This is a genomic window from Enterobacter sp. KB-280D8 (genome assembly GCF_041399405.1).
Classification (GTDB): Bacteria; Pseudomonadota; Gammaproteobacteria; order Enterobacterales; family Enterobacteriaceae; genus Enterobacter; species Enterobacter cloacae_N.
This window is the reverse complement of sequence record NZ_JBGKEC010000001.1, coordinates 570,882-590,712: the sequence shown is the minus strand read 5'-3', so window position 1 is coordinate 590,712 and position 19,831 is coordinate 570,882. Positions and strand designations below refer to the sequence as shown.

Below are 19,831 nucleotides of genomic sequence, written 5' to 3'. Positions count from 1 at the left end.
TAATGCCGCAAGGGCTAAAGTCTGTCCAACGCAAACCCAACAAAAGGTAAATGACATGAACACGACTCTCTCAGGAAAAATCGCACTGGTCACCGGCGGCAGCACCGGTATTGGTCTTGCCACGGCGCAGGAGCTGGCGGCTCAGGGCGCGAAGGTATACATCACCGGACGTCGGCAGGCCGAGCTGGACGCGGCGGTGGCTGAAATTGCTTCAACTGCGGTAGGCATTCGCGCGGATGTCTCAAAGCTTGCCGATCTGGATGAGGTCTATGCCCGGATAGCCAAAGATGAAGGGCGTCTTGATATCCTGTTCGCCAATGCCGGTGGCGGCGATATGCTGCCGCTGGGCGCGATCACCGAAGAGCAGTTTGACCGTATTTTCGGCACCAACGTTCGCGGAGTGCTGTTCACGGTGCAGAAGGCGCTGCCGCTGCTCTCCGCCGGATCGTCGATTATTCTGACCGGCTCGACGGTGTCCATTAAAGGGACGGCCAACTTCAGCGTCTACAGCGCCAGTAAGGCCGCCGTACGCAACTTTGCCCGCTCCTGGGCGCTTGATTTGCAGGGCCGCGGGATCCGCGTCAACGTGGTAAGCCCGGGACCGATCAAAACGCCGGGTCTCGGCGATCTGGTGCCGGAAGAGCACCGTCAGGGGCTGTACGACGCGCTGGCCGCGCAGGTACCGCTGGGGCGTTTAGGCGCGCCGGGTGAGGTGGGTAAAGCGGTGGCGTTTCTGGCCTCCGACGCTGCCAGCTTTATTAACGCCACCGAGCTGTTTGTGGACGGCGGGATGGCGCAAATTTAACCCAGATTACGCCAGCAGCGAACGTTACGGCCCTCGCGTGAGCGCTGTAACGGCTGGGGACGTTCACACCCCTGCGCTGCCATCGGGCAGCGGTCGCGGAAAAAACAGCCTTCGGGCAGATGACGGTTGCCGGGAAGCTCCGTTTTGCGTAACGCCAGCGTTTCATCCAGCGGTTCACCGGTGCGGGGAACCGAGTCGAGCAGCAGGCGGGTATAGGGATGGCGCGGCTCGCCAAGCACCTGCGCGGCGCTGCCCAGCTCAACAATCTGCCCAAGATACATCACCGCCACGCGATCACTCATGTGTCTTACCACCGAGACGTTATGCGAGATCAACACGTAGGTCAGATTACGCTGCTGCTGCAGGGTCACCAGCAGGTTAAGGATTTGCGCCTGCACGGAGATATCCAGCGCGCTGGTGGGTTCATCAAGCACGATAATATCAGGGTCGGACGAGAGCGCCCGGGCGATGGCGATGCGCTGGCGCTGCCCGCCGGAGAAGGCGTGCGGAAGTCTGTCGAGATATTCCGGGCGAATGCCCACCTGCAGCGCCAGATCCTCCGCCAGCTGACGGCGCTCGCGCTCGCTGCTGCGTTTTTGCACCCACACCGGCTCGGTGATGATGCGCCAGACCGGCAACCTCGGGTCGAGCGAGGAGAGCGGATCCTGAAACACCATCTGCATGCCGCCCGCGTGGTGCGCCCGCAGGCACGCGCCGGTGCTGGGCTTCAGCATGCCCATCAGCAGCTGGGCCAGCGTGCTTTTCCCGCAGCCGGATTCCCCGACGATGCCGAGCGTTTCACCCCGACGGATCTCAAGGTCCAGCCCGTTAAGCGCATGGACATGTTCCGTCACGCGGCCCAGCCAGTTTTTACGCGCCGCAAAGTTCACGTGCACGCTATCCAGTTCCAGCAGTACATCAGACATGGTGTTTCTCCCGTTGTGGATACCAGCAGGCAGCCTGTTGGCCTTCTGCGCCAGTGGGCACTAAGCGCGGGGTTTCGCTGCATTTCGCCCCGGCGGCAAAGCAGCGCTCGCGGAACGCGCAACCCTGCGGAAGCTGGCTGAGGTTGGGCACCGTGCCGGGGATGGCGGGAAGCGGGGCGCGCGGCTGGCCGTTTTCCGGCGCGCACCGCAGCAGCCCAATGGAATAAGGATGCATGGGGCGGTGGATCAGCGTTTGCGTGGCGCCGCTCTCGATCACGCTGCCGGCATACATCACGTACATTCTGTCGCAGAGCTGCGACACCACGGCCATATCATGGCTGATGAACAGCACCGAGGTGCCGCTGGCCCGCGCCTTATGCTTCAGCAACCTCAGCACCTGGAGCTGGACGGTAACGTCCAGCGCGGTGGTTGGCTCGTCGGCGATGATCAGCTCCGGCTCGCAGGAGAAGGCAAGGGCAATCATCACCCGCTGGCGCATGCCGCCGGAGAGTTCAAACGGATAACGATCCATGACCTGTTTCGCGTCCGGGATTTGCATCTCTTCCAGCAGGACGATCGCCTTCTGCTGCGCCTCGCGCCGGGAAAGCGGCTGATGCTGGCGGATCACCTCCACCATCTGTTTGCCAATCCGCCGCGTCGGGTTGAGGGCGGTCATCGGCTCCTGAAAAATCATCGCCACTTTAGCGCCGCGCCACTGACGGAGCTGTTTCTCGGACGCCGTCAGGATGTTTTCACCGAGTAATCTCACCTGACCGTGATGAATACGGTAGCTGCCCTCCGGCAGCAGGCGCATGGCGAGCATGGCGGTAACGGATTTGCCCGACCCTGATTCGCCCACCACACCGACAATTTCGCCCCTGCCGATCTCCAGCGAGACGTGGTTCAGCGCATGAACCTCACCGCGAAAAATCGGGAAGCTCAGATGCAGGTCTTCAATATTGAGTACCGATTCGGTCATCACTGTTTTCCTCCCGATTTCGGGTCCAGCAGATCGCGGATGCCGTCGCCAAACAGGTTAAAGCCCACGGCAGTAATCAAAATCGCCGCACCGGGAAACGCGCAGTACCACCACTGGTCCAGGACGTAGTTACGGCCAACGGCCACCATCGCGCCCCATTCGGCAGTGGGCTGCTGCGCGCCCAGGCCAATAAACCCCAGCGTGGCGGCCATCAAAATGGCGCTGCCGATATCCAGCGAAGCCTGCACAATCAGTGGCGGCAGGGCGTTGCGCAGGATATGCCAGCGGATCAAATGCCAGCGGGAAGCGCCAAAGGTGCGTGCGGCCTGCACGTAGGTAAACTGGCGCACCACCAGGGTTTGCCCGCGCGCCAGGCGGACGTAAAACGGGATGCGGACAATCGCAATCGCCAGCATGGCGTTGAACAGGCTCGGACCGAGCGCTGCGGCCAGCGCCATGGTCAGCACCAGAGAGGGAATGGAGAGCATAATGTCCATCACCCGCATGATGATGGCGTCGCCGCGCCCGCCCAGTACACCGGACAAACAGCCCAGCAGTGAGCCAATGCCGCCCGCAATCACCACCACCGCCAGCCCGGCGGTAATCGACTGCTGGCTTCCCGTCAGCACGCGGCTGAACAGATCGCGTCCTACCTCATCGGTACCAAACCAGTGCTGCGCAGACGGCGCCTGCAGGCGGGCGGTCAGATCCAGCGCGTTCGGGTCATGCGGCACAATCCACGGTGAGGCCACCATCAGAAAGAGCATCGCAATCATAATGACGCCGCCAACGATCGTGAGAGGGCTTTGACGCAGCATCCAGAACAGCTTTGCCCAGTTGACGCGTTGTCTGGCGGTTTTCACCGGGACGGGTGTTTCCTGCGTTAACATCATTCGGCACCTCCGCGCCCGATTCGCGGGTCAATCCACAGGTAAAGCAGATCGACCACCAGATTAACCAGCACGTAGGCCAGCGAAACGACGACCGCAAAGCCCATCACTGCCGGGAAATCGAGCGCCTGAATGGACGTCACCACCCAGGCGCCCATGCCAGGCCAGGCAAAGACGGTCTCGGTCAGTACGGCACCGTAAAGCAGATCGCCCAGCGCCAGCCCGAGCACGGTAATGGACGGGATCATCGCATTGGGCAGGGCGTAGCGCAGGACGATGTACCAGCCGGGCAGGCCGCTGGCGCGCGCGGTGCGGATGTAGTCCTCGCTGAGCTGCTCCAGCATCGCCGAGCGCACCTGACGCGCCACAATCCCCAGGTGAACAAACGCCAGCGTCAGCGAGGGTAAAATCAGGTGCTGCAGCGCGTTAAAGAACACTTCACCGTTGCCCTCCAACAGGGCATCCAGCATATAAAACCCGGTGACGTGGGTCGGCGGATCGAGCCAGTCATCCAGCCTGCCGCCGCCGGGCAGAAGCTGCAGGTGCCCGTAGAACAGGACAATGACGCCCAGCCCAAGCCAGAAAGCCGGCGTGGAGATCCCAGTCATCGCCATTAAACGCACCAGGTGATCCAGCCAGCGGTTGCGGTAGACCGCCGACAAAATCCCCAGCGGCACGCCGATCACCAGCGCCAGCAGCAGAGAACAAAAGGCCAGCTCCAGCGTGGCGGGGAAAAAGGCCTTCAGGTCTTCCGCAACCGGGCGTCCGGTACGGATGGACGTGCCTAAATCACCGTGGGCCAGGGCGTCCACGTAGCGGCCAAACTGAACGTACAGCGGCCGATCCAGCCCTAACTGCTGGCGGATGTTCTGCACGATTTCGTCGCTGGCGCGATCGCCCGCCAGCAGACGGGCCGGATCGCCTGGGATCAGATGTGAAATAATAAAGGTAATGATACAGACACCGGCCACCACCAGGAGTAACCCCCAGCAGCGCTGGCGCACTATGCTCCAGAACGTCATACGCTTTCCCCCGGCGAGAACCGTTATTTACTCATGGTGGCGATGTTGAATACCTGCTCCAGCATCGGATTAAAGGTGAAGCCCTTGACCTCTTTGTTCATCGCCAGCTGGTAGTTTTTCTGGAACAGATAAACGTAGGCCGCCTCGTCGATGACCACCTTTTGCGCCTGCTGGTAATCTTTGGTGCGTTCCGCCTGGTCAGTCGTTTTCAGCGCGGCCTGCAGCAGCGAATCGACCTCTTTGTTCTCATAGAACGAACGGTTGCCCGGCAGCCCTTTTTTGTCCGATTCGAACCAGTAGTTCATGAACATGTACGGGTCGGCAAAGTCCGGGCTCCAGTTGCCAATGGCAATGTCGTAATCGCCTTTGCCGACGCGGTCGCGCATGGTGGCATTGGCCAGTTTTTCCAGCTTGACGTTAATGCCGATCTTGCCAAGGCTGGCCTGAGTGGAGAGGGCGATTGGCTCCCAGTTCGGATCGTTGTCCGAGTAGAGGAAGGTCAGGCTGGCGGGTTTGTCTTTGACCTTCTCCAGCGCCGCTTTGGCTTTGGCCTCGTCGAAGCTGTACTGCATTGCCGCGGCGTCAAAGCCCCACATACCTTCCGGGATCGGGCCACGCATCTGCTTGCCGTTGCCGCTCAGAATGCCTTTTACCATCCCCTGGTAATCCGTCGCCCAGGAGATAGCCCGGCGTAAATCCACCTGATTGAGCGGCGCTTTGCTGTTGTTGAGGTAGAGATAGGTCACGCGCAGGGACGGGTATTCGGCGACGGCGACTTTGCCTTCCTGCTTCAGGGCCGAGAGCTGATCGACCGGCAGAGAGTCGGCAATGTCCAGATCGCCGCGGGAAAGCTGCAGTCGGCGCGAAGCGCTCTCGCCGATAATTTTCACCGAGACGCGCTTAAAGTGCGGCTTGTCGCCCGGCCAGTGGGGGTTAGGCACCAGGATCAGCTGCTGGCCTTTCTGCCAGCTTTTGAGCATAAACGGCCCGGAGCCGGCGGTGTTTTGCGCCAGAAAACCGCGCGCATCGTCAGCGGCATTCGCCTTCAGCACCGCCGGGTTAATGATAGACGCCCCGTCGTTTGCCAGCGTGTAGAGGAAAGGCGCGAACGGCTGGCTGAGGGTGAATTTCACCGTGTGGTCATCCACGGCATCAATTTTCAGATCTTTCGGGAAGGCTTCAGACGGCCCCTGGCTGAGCTTCAGCAGGCGCTCAAAGGAGAGCTTGACCGCCTCGGCGGTGACCGGCGTACCGTCGGAGAATTTGGCGTTATCCGCCAGGGTAAAGGTCCACTCTTTCTGGTCGTCGGATGCCTTCCAGCCCGTCGACAGATCGCCCTCCACCTCGGTAGAGCCAGGCTTGTACTTGACCAGACGCTGGTAGGACGGATAGGTGACGGTCCAGTCGTTGTTATCAATGGTGATGGCAGGGTCGAGCGTTTGCGGATCGGCGGCTTTACCGATCGCCAGCATGTCTTTCGGAACGGCAGCCAGCGCCAGCGGGGGGCTTAAAACCAGCGTGGCGGCAATCAGGGTTGTGAGAAGCGTTGTTTTCATGGCAGTGCTCCAGGTTAAAGAGTGGTGTGCGTCAGGGGAAAACAGGCAAAACGGTCTTCCAGCAGCGGGTAGCTGGCGGCGTTCGGCAGTTCGAAGTGCCACCATTCGCTGCTAATCCCCACAAAACCGCCGCCGAACATGATGGCGTTCAGCAGCAGACGGTTGCGCTGGGCGTGCGGGGGTACGGAAGGGTGATAGGGATGCGATCGGTCATGCATTTCGTCAAAGCCGGCGCCCATATCCAGCACGCTGTTATGTTCGTCCATCAGGGTGACGTCGATGGCCGTCCCGCGGCTGTGATTAGAGCCAATCGCCACGTCGACCACGTATTCCGGGTTCGGGCAGGCGTCCCACAGCTGGGCCTGCGCCTGCTGCGGGCGATAGGCGTCGTAGACCACCAGCTTCAGCCCGGCCAGCGCGGCAATGCTGATGGCTTTTGCCAGCGCGGTGGCCGCGTCGGTATGCAGCAGGCACAGCGCCTCCTGATAGATCGGGCGGCCGGTGATGTTGTCGGCGGTGGCGTACTTCAGATCGATGTGCAGCGTGGGAAACGTCTTCGCCACATCAATCAGTTCACTCTCTTCGGGCATAGCTCCGCTCCTTTAGCGTTCGAATTGACCAAACTCTTGTTGTAATTGTCGGTTTACCGCCAGGCGCGCCGGGAGTGCATCACCCAGCGCTTCCACCACGCCCGACAGCAGCAGGTTGAACAGACAGCTCACGGGGGCAAGTGAATCCCAGAAATGACCGGTATCGGTTTTCACCTGCAGTAAATCCATCGGGTAATCCCGAGCCCACGGGCACCAGATGTCGGTGATCAAGGCCAGCGGAATGCCTTTCTCGCTGGCGACGCGGCAGTACTGGCGGGCCATCGCCGAGTAGGTGCGCGTGTCGGTCAGCACAACATAAGGGTGCGAAAAACCCGAGTTCAGGGATTCCACCCAGCTGCCGGAAGCCCCCTCTGAATAGCTCACGCGCGGACGGAGATATTCGAGGTGGCTGAAGAAGGCGTTGGCAATCCCGCGCGTGGACTGGATCCCCAGCACAAACACCGCGTCGGCGTGGGCGAGGTTGTGCACCACCTGCCGGAAGGCGTCCGTTTGTGCCAGCTGATACACCTGCGCGATAGCGTCCACCTCCAGCGCCAGGGCGTGCTGAAGGCGGTTGGGCAGGGGGGGCTGCTGCTGCCAGGAGTCCAGCCGCTCGTTCATGCCCCAGGGCTGATACGGATCGCGCAGGCTTTTTTTGGCATCTTCCAGGTTGCGATACCCCAGCTTGCGCAGGAAGCGTCCGACGGTAATTCCGCTGGTTCCGCTCGCCTGGCCGACGCTCTCCGCCGTTTCAAACGGGATTTGCGCGGCGTGCGCCAGCAGCCAGCTTCCGACCCGCTTTTCGCTGGGCGTGAGCTGGCTGAACGTCGCTTCGATACGGCTCAACATCTCGGGTTTCGTCGTCATACCGCCTCGCTGTTAACTGGCTGTCAAAAGCTGGATGTGTGTTATCCGGTTAACAATGCATGACGCGTGCCATTTTCACAGGGCGGTCAAAACCCGCTGCGCTGTAAACTTCATGCAATATTTGGTTAACCGATGATCAACATTTGTGCAGCGTAGTTCACTTTTGGTGCAGTGGCTGACGCGGCAGGTATGAATTTGGTGAATACGTCAGCCCGTTCACATTTTTGATAAGATAGAAGCATTGTGAACATAAAAAGGATCCCGGCATGGCGAATTTGCCCTGGCGAATCAGCATGCGCCTGGTGGCGCTTGCAAAGAAAACAGGGATGGTCGTGGGGATCGTCCTTGTCGTCCTGCTGGCGGTGCGGGTTTATCTCTCGCAGCAGGGGCCGGAACTGCACCTCTGGCACACCTGGCGGGCAGATGAGATGTCCGAACGTGAAATGGATAACGCCGACTTTGCCGGTTATGTCGCCCGGGAAAACGCCATTTTCGCCGATCTCGATAACGCCGTGACGGCGAAAACGGGGCGCGAGGAACAAACGCCGCTAAACCGTTATTATCGCCAGAGCCTGGTATGGCCGGGGCAGTTTACGCCCGATGCCAACCGCTCCTTTGTGCTGATGCCTGCCGGGAAGCCGCGCGGCGCGGTGGTGTTGCTGCACGGGCTGACGGATTCGCCTTACAGCGTCAGGCACCTCGCCGAGAACTATCAGCAGCGCGGCTTTGTGGCCGTGGCTCCGCGCCTGCCCGGACACGGCACCGCGCCCGGTGCGCTGACGGACGTTGACTGGGAGATGTGGCTCGCCGCAACGCGTCTTGCGGTGCGGGAAGCCACACGCCTGGCGGGGGAGAACGTGCCTCTGCATCTGGTGGGCTATTCCAACGGCGGGGCGCTGGCGATGAAATATGCCCTCGATGCGCTGGAATCACCTGCGCTTCGTCGGCCGCAGCAGGTGGTACTGCTTTCACCGATGATCGGCGTGACGGCCTTTGCGCGGTTTGCCGGTTTCGCCGGGCTACCGGCGCTGCTGCCGGCGTTTGCCAAAGCGGCGTGGCTGAATATCTCCCCGGAATATAACCCGTATAAATACAACTCGTTCCCGGTGAACGCAGCCCGCCAGTCCTGGCTGCTGACGAAGGCCCTGCAGGAGCAGACAGGACGCGAGGCTCGGGAAAACAGGCTGGCGAATTTGCCGCCGGTGCTGGCGTTCCAGTCGGTCATGGATTCCACGGTCAGCACCCGCGCGGTGGTGACCGGCCTGTTTGACCAGCTTCCGGCAAACGGCAGCGAACTGGTGGTGTTTGATATCAACCAGGCGGCCAGCTTCCGTCCGCTGTTCAAGCCGTCGTCGTGGACAGCAACCTCGGCGCTTCTGCCGGTTGCGCAGAGACGTTACAGTGTCACGATTATCACCAATGCCAGCGAGCACAGTTTCTCGACGGTGGCGAAAACCACCCCGGCAGGCAGCATGCGGGAGACGGTTGTGCCGCTTGCGCAGGCCTGGCCGCAGGATGTCTATTCCCTGTCGCACGTTGCGGTGCCGTTCCCGCCGGATGACGATCTCTATGGTCGCGAACCTGGGGTGAAAAACCGCTATGGCATCAGCCTGGGGACGATTGCGCTGTGGGGAGAAACGTCCGTGCTGAGCGTCGGAAAAGAGGCGCTGATGCGGGTCACCTCAAACCCGTTTTATGGCTATATGCAGGAGAGGATTAACAGCCGGATTGGCGACGAGAAAAAGTAGCGTTCTATACGTGGTGTGAATGTGTTAGGTCACATTGTTAAAGTATGTTAAACAGTAGCTTTAAGGCACCTTTCATTCATCGGAACACCTTTTTGTGCTGACCACGCTGATTTACCGAAGCCAGTTAAAATTATCCTGTCAGTCCTCCGTGCTGAGGGAGCTGGTGGAGCACGCCCGGATCCGCAATGCCAATCTGAATATCACCGGGGTTTTGCTCGCAAAGGGCAGTGACGTGCTGCAAATACTCGAAGGTTCTGAGGAGAGCGTGGTTAAGCTGTTCCATAAAATCCGCGATGACAAGCGGCACAGTGGGGTGGTTGAACTGATGCGGGATTATGGCCCGCGCAGGCGTTTTGAAAATGTCGGTATGCTGCTGTTCGATCTGCAGACGCAGTCACCGAAAGAGGTGCTGCAGTCGGTTCTGAATTACAGCAGGCTGGACAGCTATCTGACATCCGATGACCGGGTGTTCAAATTTATTCAGACCTTTATTATGGGCAAACGTCCGGCCCCGTCGGGGGGACGCTACGATCCGGCAAAGTGGACGCTCTCAACGGAAACCTTGCCTCTGGGTGAGAGCCTGGGTCTGATTGCCAGCCAGCATTGCCAGTTTGCGCTTCAGCCCATTGTTGAGCCCTCGGAAGGCAAGATCAGCTCCTTTGAAACCCTTATCCGCGGCAATGACGGCGGCAGCCCGGAGCATTTCTTCAGCTCTCTGGATCCGGCCAAAGTTTATGAAGTCGATCTACAGACGAAAGCGTATGCCTTCGCGCTGGCCGAAAAGCTGGGGATTGGCAGCCATAAGATTGCGGTCAATCTGCTGCCGATGTCGCTGGTGAATGTTCCTGGCGCAGTGGCGTTTCTGGTTGATCAGATTAAACAGCATGGGCTTCAGCCGGAGCAGGTGGTTATTGAAATCACAGAAAACGAGATGATCTCCGGACTTAACCAGTTCAACAGCGCCATTAAGCAGCTTCGCGGCGAGGGCGTTGGGCTGGCAATTGATGATTTTGGTTCCGGCTATGCCGGTCTTTCGCTGCTGACCCGGTTCCAGCCGGATAAAATTAAGATTGACCGGGAGATAGTTAGCGATATCCACCTCAGCGGCCCGAAGCAGGCGATTGTGCGCTCCATCATCAGCTGCTGCTCCGATCTTGAAATTACCCTGGTGGCCGAAGGGATCGAGAAGTTAGAGGAGTGGTGCTGGCTCGAATCTGCCGGGATCCGCCGCTTCCAGGGCTTTCTTTTTGCTCGTCCGCAGCTTAACGGCGTCGGCGATATCCGCTGGCCGCATCTGAAACGTTAGGCAATTTTCCTCCCGCGTTATTTCCCCTTTGGTCTGCCTGTGCTTAAATAGCTAAAACGGTTTAACATAGTTTAGCTTCGAGGGTCACATGGAAAAAATTTGGGTACTTGGCGATGCGGTAGTGGATTTATTGCCCGATGGTGAAGGGAAATTACTGCAGTGCCCCGGCGGCGCACCGGCAAACGTCGCGGTGGGCATTGCCCGTCTGGGCGGTCAGAGCGCGTTTATCGGCAGGGTTGGCGACGATCCTTTCGGGCGCTTTATGGCGAAAACTCTTGCTAACGAGCGGGTCGACGTGAAGTACATACGCCTTGACCCGACGCACCGCACCTCTACCGTGGTAGTCGATCTGGACGATCACGGCGAACGCTCGTTTACCTTCATGGTGCGGCCGAGCGCCGATCTGTTTCTTGAACCCGCTGACCTGCCGACGTTCAGCGCGGGCGAGTGGCTGCACGTCTGTTCCATCGCGTTAAGCGCAGAGCCGAGCCGTTCTGCGACCTTTCAGGCGATGGACGCCATCCGGAAAGCGGGCGGTTACGTAAGCTTTGACCCCAATATTCGCCCTGACCTCTGGCCGGATGAAAACGCGCTGCGTCGCTGCCTGCAACAGGCCCTGCAGAGCGCCGACGTGGTGAAACTTTCCGTTGAGGAACTGACGTTTTTAACCGGCGATACGGATGTACAAGACGGTTTGAACGCGCTGATGCAGCGCTGCCCGGCGCGTCTGGTGCTGGTGACGCAGGGTAAAGAGGGCGTTATCGCCTGGCACCAAGGCGTGGTGAAACACTATCCGGCTAACCCTGTGCAATGCGTTGATACCACCGGCGCGGGCGATGCCTTCGTCGCCGGGCTGCTCTACGGGCTGGCCGCGGGTCAGGAGCTGGTCCCGGTAATCGCCTTAGCCCAGCGCTGCGGCGCGTTAGCCACCACGGCAAAGGGGGCGATGACCGCGTTGCCCTGGCAGCACGACCTGTAATCCTTCCTTCACGGGCCGCCGACCGGCGGCCTGAATTGTCGCCTCGATCACACTTACTAAAACGGTTTAGCAAAAAAGATTGCCGATCCAAAATTCCGGGGTTTAGTATCAGCAACCTAAACCGGTTTAGCAATTTAGCACGTTCGATTAATACTTTTAGGGATGCGACAAAATGTATAAAAAACGCAGACTTGCCGTGATGATAGGCATGCTGGCCGGCAGTACCTCTGTTTTTGCTCAGACGGATATGACAAGTATCGAAGCGCGCCTTGCCGCAATGGAGCAGCGCCTTCAGGCTGCTGAAGCGCGTGCGCAGGTCGCTGAAAAACGGGCCACCGAAGCCGAACAAAAAACGCAGCAGCTGGTAGCCGCCCAGCAGCAGACGCAAACCACGGCCCAGGCGGTGGCGCAGCGCACCACCGCGCTGGAGAAAAAAGCGGACCAGAGCAGCGGGTTTGAGTTCCATGGCTACGCCCGTTCCGGCCTGCTGATGAACGATGCGGCCTCCAGCAGCAAAAGCGGTCCTTACCTGACCCCGGCCGGGGAAACCGGCGGTGCGGTAGGGCGTCTGGGTAACGAAGCCGACACCTACGTCGAGCTGAACCTGGAGCACAAGCAAACTCTGGATAACGGGGCGACCACGCGCTTCAAGGCGATGCTGGCCGACGGTCAGCGAACCTATAACGACTGGTCAGCCGATACCAGCGATCTCAACATTCGCCAGGCTTTTGCGGAGCTGGGCAACCTGCCTGATTTTACCGGCGCGCTGAAGGGCAGTACCTTCTGGGCGGGTAAACGCTTCGACCGCGACAACTTTGATATTCACTGGCTGGATTCCGACGTGGTGTTTCTGGCCGGTACCGGCGGCGGCGTCTACGACGTGAAGTGGAACGATTCACTGCGCAGCAACTTCTCGATCTACGGCCGCAACTTCGGCAGCGTGGAGCAGACAGACAACAACGTTCAGAACTACATCCTCAGCATGAACCACTTCGCCGGGCCTTTGCAGGTAATGGTGAGCGGCCTGCGGGCGAAGGATAACGACGACCGGAAAGACGCTAACGGCGATCTCATTAAAACCGACGCGGCAAATAACGGCGTTCATGCCCTGGTGGGGCTGCACAACGAGAGCTTCTACGGCCTGCGTGAAGGAAGTGCCAAAACGGCGCTGCTGTACGGCCACGGTCTGGGTGCGGAAGTAAAAAGCATCGGCTCCGACGGCGCGCTGCTGTCTGATGCTGATACCTGGCGCTTCGCAAGTTACGGTGTCACGCCAATCGGCGGTGGCTGGAGCGTTGCGCCTGCCGTGCTGGCGCAGAGCAGTAAAGATCGCTACGTCAAGGGCGACAGCTATGAGTGGGTGACGCTCAACACCCGCCTGATTAAAGAGGTAACCCAGAACTTCGCGCTGGCGTTTGAGGGAAGCTATCAGTACATGGACTTAAATCCGGAAGGCTATAAGGACCGCAACGCCGTTAACGGCAGTTTCTACAAGCTGACCTTTGCGCCAACGTTAAAAGCGAGCAAAATCGGCGATTTCTTCAGCCGTCCGGAGCTGCGCCTGTTTGCCACCTGGATGGACTGGAGCAGCAAGCTCGATAATTACGCCAGCGATGATGCCTTTGGCAGCAGCGGCTTCAACGCCGGCGGGGAATGGAACTTTGGGGTCCAGATGGAAACCTGGTTTTAACCCATCACGTTCCCGCCCGGCGGGGGCGTTTCGCACATCATAAAAAGAAGTCAGGCAGAGGTATCTATGGATGTTAATCAAATCGCCCGCGAGCTTATTCCGCTGCTCGGTGGTAAGGAAAATATTGCCAGCGCGGCGCACTGCGCTACGCGTCTTCGTCTGGTGCTGGTCGATGACGCGCTTGCCGATCAGCAGGCGATCGGTAAGGTCGACGGCGTAAAAGGCTGTTTTCGTAACGCCGGGCAGATGCAGGTGATTTTCGGCACGGGCGTGGTGAATAAAGTCTACGCCGCGTTTATTCAGGAGGCGGGGATTAGCGAGTCCAGCAAGTCTGAAGCGGCGGATATCGCGGCGCGCAAGCTGAACCCGTTCCAGCGCATTGCGCGTTTGCTTTCCAATATCTTTGTCCCGATCATTCCTGCGATTGTGGCTTCCGGCCTGCTGATGGGCCTGCTCGGCATGGTGAAAACCTACGGCTGGGTCAACGCGGATAATGCCCTCTACATCATGCTGGACATGTGCAGCTCGGCGGCGTTTATCATTCTGCCTATTCTGATCGGCTTTACCGCCGCGCGGGAGTTTGGCGGCAACCCGTATCTCGGAGCGACGCTGGGCGGCATTCTGACCCACCCGGCGCTGACCAACGCCTGGGGCGTGGCCTCCGGCTTCCACACTATGAACTTCTTCGGCCTTGAGATCGCGATGATTGGCTATCAGGGCACGGTATTCCCGGTGCTGCTGGCCGTCTGGTTTATGAGCATCGTAGAGAAAAACCTGCGCCGCGCAATCCCGGACGCGCTGGATCTGATTTTGACACCGTTCCTCACCGTCGTTATCTCCGGTTTTATCGCCTTGCTGATTATCGGCCCGGCGGGGCGCGCGCTGGGCGACGGCATCTCCTTTATCCTGAGCACGCTGATTGAACACGCGGGCTGGTTGGCCGGGCTACTGTTCGGCGGGCTTTACTCGGTGATTGTGATCACCGGTATTCACCACAGCTTCCACGCGATTGAAGCCGGGCTGCTGGGTAACCCGTCGATTGGCGTAAACTTCCTGCTACCGATCTGGGCCATGGCGAACGTGGCGCAGGGCGGCGCCTGTCTGGCGGTGTGGTTCAAAACCAAAGATGCCAAAATCAAAGCCATTACCTTACCGTCGGCGTTCTCTGCCATGCTGGGCATTACCGAAGCGGCCATTTTTGGTATCAACCTGCGCTTCGTGAAGCCGTTTATCGCTGCGCTGATCGGCGGCGCGGCGGGCGGGGCCTGGGTGGTGTCAGTGCATGTCTACATGACCGCCGTCGGGTTGACCGCTATTCCGGGCATGGCTATCGTGCAGGCCAGCTCGCTCCTTAACTATATTATCGGCATGGTGATTGCCTTCGGCGTGGCGTTTACCGTCTCGCTGCTGCTGAAATATAAAACGGACTCTGAATAATGACGTTACCTTCCCGCTGGCCTGCGATCCTGCAGGCCGTTATGAAAGGTCAGCCCCGCGCGCAGGCGGATAGCCACTACCCGCAGTGGCACCCCGCGCCGGTGACGGGGCTGATGAACGACCCGAACGGGTTTATCTGGTTTGCCGGACGCTACCATCTGTTCTATCAGTGGAACCCGCTGGACTGCGAGCATCGCTTTAAGTGCTGGGGGCACTGGAGCTCTGCGGATCTGGTGCACTGGCGGCACGAGCCACTGGCGCTGATGCCCGACGAAGCGTATGACCGCAACGGCTGCTACTCCGGTAGCGCCGTGGACAACCACGGCGTCCTCACGCTGTGCTACACCGGCAACGTTAAGTTTGATGATGGCAGCCGCACCGCCTGGCAGTGCCTGGCGGAGGAACAAGCGGACGGAACCTTTAAGAAGCTGGGGCCGGTGCTGGCGCTGCCGGAAGGCTACACCGGACACGTGCGCGACCCGAAGGTGTGGCAACACGACGGGGAGTGGTACATGGTGCTCGGCGCGCAGGATGTGCAAAAGCGCGGCAAAGTGCTGCTGTTTAAATCAGCCGATTTGCACGCCTGGGCGTCCTGCGGGGAGATCGCCGGTCACGGGGTCAACGGCCTGACGGACGCAGGGTACATGTGGGAGTGCCCGGACCTGTTCGCCCTCGACGGAACGCACGTGCTGATCTGCTGCCCGCAGGGGCTGGCGCGCGAGCCGCATCGCTATCTCAACACCTATCCGGCCACCTGGATGAGCGGGGCGTTTGACTATGCAAACGCCGCATTCGATCACGGCGAGCTGCACGAGCTGGACGCGGGCTTTGAGTTTTACGCCCCGCAAACCGCGCTGGCGGAGGACGGACGCCGCATTCTGATCGGCTGGATGGGCGTACCGGACGGGGAAGAGATGCTTCAGCCCACGCGGGCGCACGGCTGGATGCACCAGATGACCTGCCCGCGAGAATTGCGCTTTAGCGACGGCAGGCTCTGGCAGACCCCGGCGCGCGAGCTGGCGGCGCTGCGTGAAGATGAGCAGCGCTGGCAGGGGCGCGCCAGCGAGGCGCCGGAACTGGACGCGACGCGCCTGGAGTTTGAGCTGGGCGCATCGCAGGTGAATATCGATTTTGCCGGCGCGCTGCGCCTCACGGTCGATGAGCAGGGTTTACGCCTTGAACGCGCGGGCCTGAAAACCGGTGAAACATTGACTCGCTACTGGCAGGGGGAGGTTCGTCATTTACGCGTTCTGTGCGACTGCTCCAGCGTTGAAATTTTCATCAATCACGGTGAAGGGGTGATGAGCAGCCGCTATTTTCCTGACCATCCGGCCCGGGTGCGATTCGAAGGTGCGTCCGACATCACATTACGCTACTGGTCGCTGCGCGCCTGCATGATAGAATGAGGGTTTTGGCAGCCGGATCTAAGTCGTTGTGAGAAAAACAAAACGCGTCACCATCAAAGACATCGCGGAGCTGGCGGGGGTGTCAAAAGCCACCGCCAGCCTGGTCCTGAACGGGCGTAGCAAAGAGCTTCGCGTGGCGGAAGAGACGCGCGAGCGTGTGCTGGCGATTGCAAAAGAGCACCACTATCAGCCAAGCATTCACGCCCGGTCGCTGCGCGATAACCGCAGCCACACCATTGGTCTTGTCGTTCCGGAGATCACCAACTACGGTTTTGCCGTGTTTTCTCACGAGCTGGAGACGCTGTGCCGCGAGGCCGGCGTTCAGCTGCTGATCTCATGCAGCGATGAAAACCCAGGGCAGGAGACAGTGGTGGTGAACAACATGGTGGCGCGTCAGGTGGACGGGCTGATTGTGGCCTCCAGCATGCTGAACGATGCGGACTACCTGAAGCTCAGCGAGCAGCTGCCCGTGGTGCTTTTTGACCGCCACATGAACGACAGCGCGCTGCCGCTGGTGATCACCGACTCCATTACCCCGACGACGGCGCTGGTAGCGGACATTGCGCGTCAGCATCCGGATGAGTTCTACTTCCTCGGCGGACAGCCGCGCCTGTCTCCGACGCGCGACCGCCTGGAAGGGTTTAAGCAAGGTCTGAGAGAGGCCGGCGTGGCGCTGCGCCCCGAGTGGATCGTTCACGGCAACTATCACCCGAGCTCCGGGTACGAGATGTTTGCCGAACTCTGCGCCCGCCTTGGGCGTCCGCCAAAAGCGCTGTTCACCGCCGCCTGTGGGCTGCTGGAGGGGGTTCTGCGCTATATGGGCCAGCATAATCTGCTGCAAAGCGATATCAGGTTAGCCAGCTTCGACGATCACTATCTCTACGATTCGCTGACGATCCCGGTGGATACCATTCGTCAGGACAACCGCCAGCTGGCGTGGCACTGCTTTGATCTGATTGGTAAATTGATCGAAGGGGAGACGCCGCAACCATTGCAGCGCAAGCTGGATGCCACTCTGCAGCGGCGCTATAAGCCAGCGGTATAGCCCCGCGCGATACATCAATAACTTTAATTAATTTAAGTTTTGGAAGCGCCGATAACCATAAGGAATAATTCTCCTTGAGGTATTGGTTTATGTCGTTGAAAAAGTCGTCCCTGATTGTCCTGTTCTCGCTGCTTTTGTTCTTTATCGTCAGCACCGTGACGAGCGTTGGCCTCATCATTAAAAGTAATAACTCCCTGGATAACGTGAACAAAGAGATCCAGGTGGTGCTGTCGATTATTGACCCCATCAACCACAGCCGTACGCTGCGCGTGCGGGTGATGGAGTACGTGAAGATGGTGGAAGCGGGCAACTCGACAGACGAGTCTGCAAAGCTTGCCGCAGTGAAAGAGGCGCTGACCAAAGCCGACAATGCCTTTGCGGCCTTTATGGCTTCGCCGCGTCTGACGGATGAAGCGCCGCTGGTGAGTGCCTATCAGGACGCCTGGCAAAACTACCGCAATCAGGGGCTGGCACCGCTGATCGATGCCGCGGCGGCGCACGATGTCGCTAAATTTAACGCCCTGATCCCGGAAGTTTCCCGCCTCGACCGTCAGTACGAAATCGTTCTCGACCAGGTGCTTTCGGTCCACCAGAAATACGCCAAAAGCCTGAACGAGGATGCGCGCAGTAATTTCGTGTCCGGCCTGGCGATGATTGCCGTTATTGCCTGCCTGTTTTTGGCGGTGATTGTCGCGGTCAGCCTCTTTATGAAGCGCTTCGTCTTTGCCCCGGTTAACCTGGCGCGCGAGCACTGCAGCCAGATTGCGGCGGGCAAGCTGGACACTCCGGTGCCGGTGAAGGGGAGTTCACATAACGAAATCGACCACCTGATGGGCTCGATGGAGCAGATGCGTCAGGCACTGCTCGCGACCATCGCCCAGGTGCGCGATGCGAGCCATACCGTAACGCACGCGGCGCAGGAGATTGCCTCCGGGAATATCGACCTGGCGTCACGTACCGAACAGCAGGCTTCCGCGTTGACCCAGACGGCAGCGAGCATGGAAGAGCTAAGCGCGACGGTGGCGAACAATACCGACAACGTCTATCAGGCCGGTAAACTGGTGCAGGACGCGGTGAAAAATGCCCATACCGGTGAAGCGGTGACCCGTGAAGTGATCGACACGATGAACACCATCGCGGCGAACTCGAAGCGCATCGAAGACATTACCAGCGTGATTAACAGCATCGCTTTCCAGACCAATATTCTGGCGCTGAACGCGGCGGTTGAAGCGGCGCGCGCCGGTACGCAAGGTCGCGGCTTTGCGGTCGTGGCCAGCGAAGTGCGCACCCTGGCGCAGAAAAGCGCGGTGGCAGCCAAGGATATCGAGAGCCTGATTGCGCAGTCGGTCTCCAGCGTGAAAAACGGTGCGGAGTTGGTCAGCCGCTCGGGCGAGGTGATTGACTCGATTATTTCGTCGGTGAACAAAGTGAATACGCTGATGGAGCAGATCTCCGTCGCCTCCGAAGAGCAGAGCCGCGGGATCAGCCAGGTCGGGCAGGCGGTGACCGAGATGGATGGCGTGACCCAGCAGAACGCCGCGCTGGTGCAGCAGTCCGCCGCCGCAGCGGCCTCGCTGGAAGAGCAGGCGCAGCAGCTTTCACGGAGTATTTCGAGTTTTAGGTTGCCGGTGCAGGCTTGATTGAATGAGGGGAGGCTCCTGAGGGGGCCTTTTTAATGTTTTGAAGAGCACCAGTGATTCATTCGTTGGTGCTTAATTCCGCCGCCACGTCTACGATAGCAAACGCCGCCGGCGCTGAAACTCACTTTCAGTATCGGTGGTGTTGAACAACGAGCCCTACGAGTCGTTAGCTTCTAAGTCGATAAATCAGGGTCAGGAAAGTAGATTGAAGTAAAAACGTCCTTTATGATGACTCAAAGGTTAGCCCAAAAGGAAATCATGACAATGAGCGTTGGATTAATTACAGACGAGCCGGGACGTTTCTACACCTTCCAGTCTACATTGCCAGCCGGTGAATATTTCGAATTTCGCCCCCGCAATCCTCCATTGAACTCAAAACCCATCGTTGATGACGAAAGCGGGATGTGTATTGGTTATTCCGTCGCTCAGGCTCCCGGTTTGTGGCAGATTTATGATGCAGACGGCATGTTTGTCAGGCTGGAAGAAGCGCCATTAGAACCCCCCCTGATTGACCCAACAGACCTCGCTTTAATTGCTTTTGGTGCATTTCGTCTTTTTCGAGCAGGTAAGGCGTTACTGGAAAGTGGTGTCAAAGCCGCCGTAACTGTGAGACTCAGTGAGGCTACCATCAGTCTCTTGCGTGGCCGTCTTAAAATGGGCTTATCAGCTCGCGCGCTCAGGATGAGTGAGTCATCTGCAAAACACATGCTGACCCCAGGTCGTTATGTGCCTTTACAGATTCAGGAAAAGGCCATTCGTTATGGCATCAGAACGCCGGACCCTCTCAAAAAGCCAGGGCTTTTCCGTTACGAGGCTCGAATGTATAAGCTTGTGGAAGACAGGCAAAATAAAGGCACTTATATTTATAAGTCTTACCGTCTTGAGGTTTTGGTCAGGGAAACTGACTGGACTATCATGCATTTTCAGTACATGCCGTAAGGGGGG

General features: G+C 59.2%; 17 protein-coding genes. 10 read left to right on the top strand and 7 right to left on the bottom strand.

The annotated features are described in order from the left end of the window. The first annotated feature begins 55 nt into the window (after window positions 1-55). Window positions 56-805 carry an SDR family NAD(P)-dependent oxidoreductase gene (locus AB8818_RS02875; protein WP_116339766.1) on the top strand — a complete coding sequence of 250 codons (750 nt, stop codon included), beginning with the start codon at window positions 56-58 and terminating at the stop codon, window positions 803-805. Here AB8818_RS02875 and AB8818_RS02870 read toward each other — a convergent pair. From AB8818_RS02870 to AB8818_RS02840, 7 genes are read right to left on the bottom strand one after another with little or no spacing between them, the layout of a single operon-like run. Then, complete coding sequence (locus AB8818_RS02870; protein WP_192982206.1) at window positions 802-1,731, bottom strand: ABC transporter ATP-binding protein; 930 nt, start codon at window positions 1,729-1,731, stop codon at window positions 802-804. The genes AB8818_RS02875 and AB8818_RS02870 overlap by 4 nt on opposite strands. Next, window positions 1,724-2,710 carry an ABC transporter ATP-binding protein gene (locus AB8818_RS02865; RefSeq protein ID WP_192982209.1) on the bottom strand — a complete coding sequence of 329 codons (987 nt, stop codon included), beginning with the start codon at window positions 2,708-2,710 and terminating at the stop codon, window positions 1,724-1,726. Before AB8818_RS02865 ends, AB8818_RS02870 begins: the two co-directional genes overlap by 8 nt. Next, entirely contained in the window at window positions 2,710-3,603 is an 894-nt protein-coding gene (ddpC, locus tag AB8818_RS02860; RefSeq protein ID WP_192982212.1) for a D,D-dipeptide ABC transporter permease, read from the bottom strand. Before ddpC ends, AB8818_RS02865 begins: the two co-directional genes overlap by 1 nt. Next, window positions 3,600-4,622 carry an ABC transporter permease gene (locus AB8818_RS02855; RefSeq protein WP_192982215.1) on the bottom strand — a complete coding sequence of 341 codons (1,023 nt, stop codon included), beginning with the start codon at window positions 4,620-4,622 and terminating at the stop codon, window positions 3,600-3,602. The genes ddpC and AB8818_RS02855 overlap by 4 nt, the downstream gene beginning before the upstream one ends. A 23-nt stretch (window positions 4,623-4,645) precedes the next feature. Then, on the bottom strand, window positions 4,646-6,178 hold the full coding sequence (locus AB8818_RS02850; protein ID WP_192982218.1) for an ABC transporter substrate-binding protein: 1,533 nt from the start codon (window positions 6,176-6,178) through the stop codon (window positions 4,646-4,648). 14 nt (window positions 6,179-6,192) lie between these two features. Further along, the gene (gene ddpX, locus AB8818_RS02845) at window positions 6,193-6,768 is read right to left on the bottom strand and encodes a D-alanyl-D-alanine dipeptidase (protein WP_166711233.1); all 576 of its coding nucleotides are present in this window, start codon (window positions 6,766-6,768) and stop codon (window positions 6,193-6,195) included. Window positions 6,769-6,780: 12 nt separating this feature from the next. Further along, a complete protein-coding gene (locus AB8818_RS02840; RefSeq protein WP_163329486.1) occupies window positions 6,781-7,635 on the bottom strand; it encodes a MurR/RpiR family transcriptional regulator in 855 nt (284 codons plus the stop codon). Between the two features lie 266 nt (window positions 7,636-7,901). Here AB8818_RS02840 and AB8818_RS02835 point away from each other — a divergent pair, with 266 nt between their 5' ends. The 9 genes from AB8818_RS02835 to AB8818_RS02795 all read left to right on the top strand — a co-directional run bounded on the left by AB8818_RS02835 (window position 7,902) and on the right by AB8818_RS02795 (window position 19,825). Continuing rightward, window positions 7,902-9,383 carry a carboxylesterase gene (locus tag AB8818_RS02835; RefSeq protein WP_192982221.1) on the top strand — a complete coding sequence of 494 codons (1,482 nt, stop codon included), beginning with the start codon at window positions 7,902-7,904 and terminating at the stop codon, window positions 9,381-9,383. A gap of 94 nt (window positions 9,384-9,477) precedes the next feature. Beyond that, on the top strand, window positions 9,478-10,689 hold the full coding sequence (locus AB8818_RS02830; RefSeq protein ID WP_192982223.1) for a diguanylate phosphodiesterase: 1,212 nt from the start codon (window positions 9,478-9,480) through the stop codon (window positions 10,687-10,689). Between the two features lie 88 nt (window positions 10,690-10,777). Further along, complete coding sequence (locus AB8818_RS02825) at window positions 10,778-11,668, top strand: aminoimidazole riboside kinase (RefSeq protein ID WP_192982226.1); 891 nt, start codon at window positions 10,778-10,780, stop codon at window positions 11,666-11,668. 172 nt (window positions 11,669-11,840) lie between these two features. Continuing rightward, window positions 11,841-13,358, top strand: coding sequence for a carbohydrate porin (locus tag AB8818_RS02820; protein WP_116339786.1), 1,518 nt, complete (start codon window positions 11,841-11,843; stop codon window positions 13,356-13,358). 66 nt (window positions 13,359-13,424) lie between these two features. Further along, complete coding sequence (locus tag AB8818_RS02815; protein ID WP_192982228.1) at window positions 13,425-14,795, top strand: sucrose-specific PTS transporter subunit IIBC; 1,371 nt, start codon at window positions 13,425-13,427, stop codon at window positions 14,793-14,795. Next, entirely contained in the window at window positions 14,795-16,201 is a 1,407-nt protein-coding gene (locus AB8818_RS02810) for a sucrose-6-phosphate hydrolase (RefSeq protein WP_192982230.1), read from the top strand. The genes AB8818_RS02815 and AB8818_RS02810 overlap by 1 nt, the downstream gene beginning before the upstream one ends. 28 nt (window positions 16,202-16,229) lie before the next feature. Further along, the gene (locus tag AB8818_RS02805) at window positions 16,230-17,246 is read left to right on the top strand and encodes a LacI family DNA-binding transcriptional regulator (RefSeq protein WP_116339792.1); all 1,017 of its coding nucleotides are present in this window, start codon (window positions 16,230-16,232) and stop codon (window positions 17,244-17,246) included. Window positions 17,247-17,335: 89 nt separating this feature from the next. After that, window positions 17,336-18,886 (top strand): methyl-accepting chemotaxis protein, encoded by a 1,551-nt coding sequence (locus AB8818_RS02800; protein ID WP_192982232.1) that lies wholly within the window; start codon window positions 17,336-17,338, stop codon window positions 18,884-18,886. Between the two features lie 264 nt (window positions 18,887-19,150). After that, window positions 19,151-19,825, top strand: coding sequence for a hypothetical protein (locus AB8818_RS02795; RefSeq protein WP_226857544.1), 675 nt, complete (start codon window positions 19,151-19,153; stop codon window positions 19,823-19,825). Window positions 19,826-19,831: the final 6 nt, after the last annotated feature.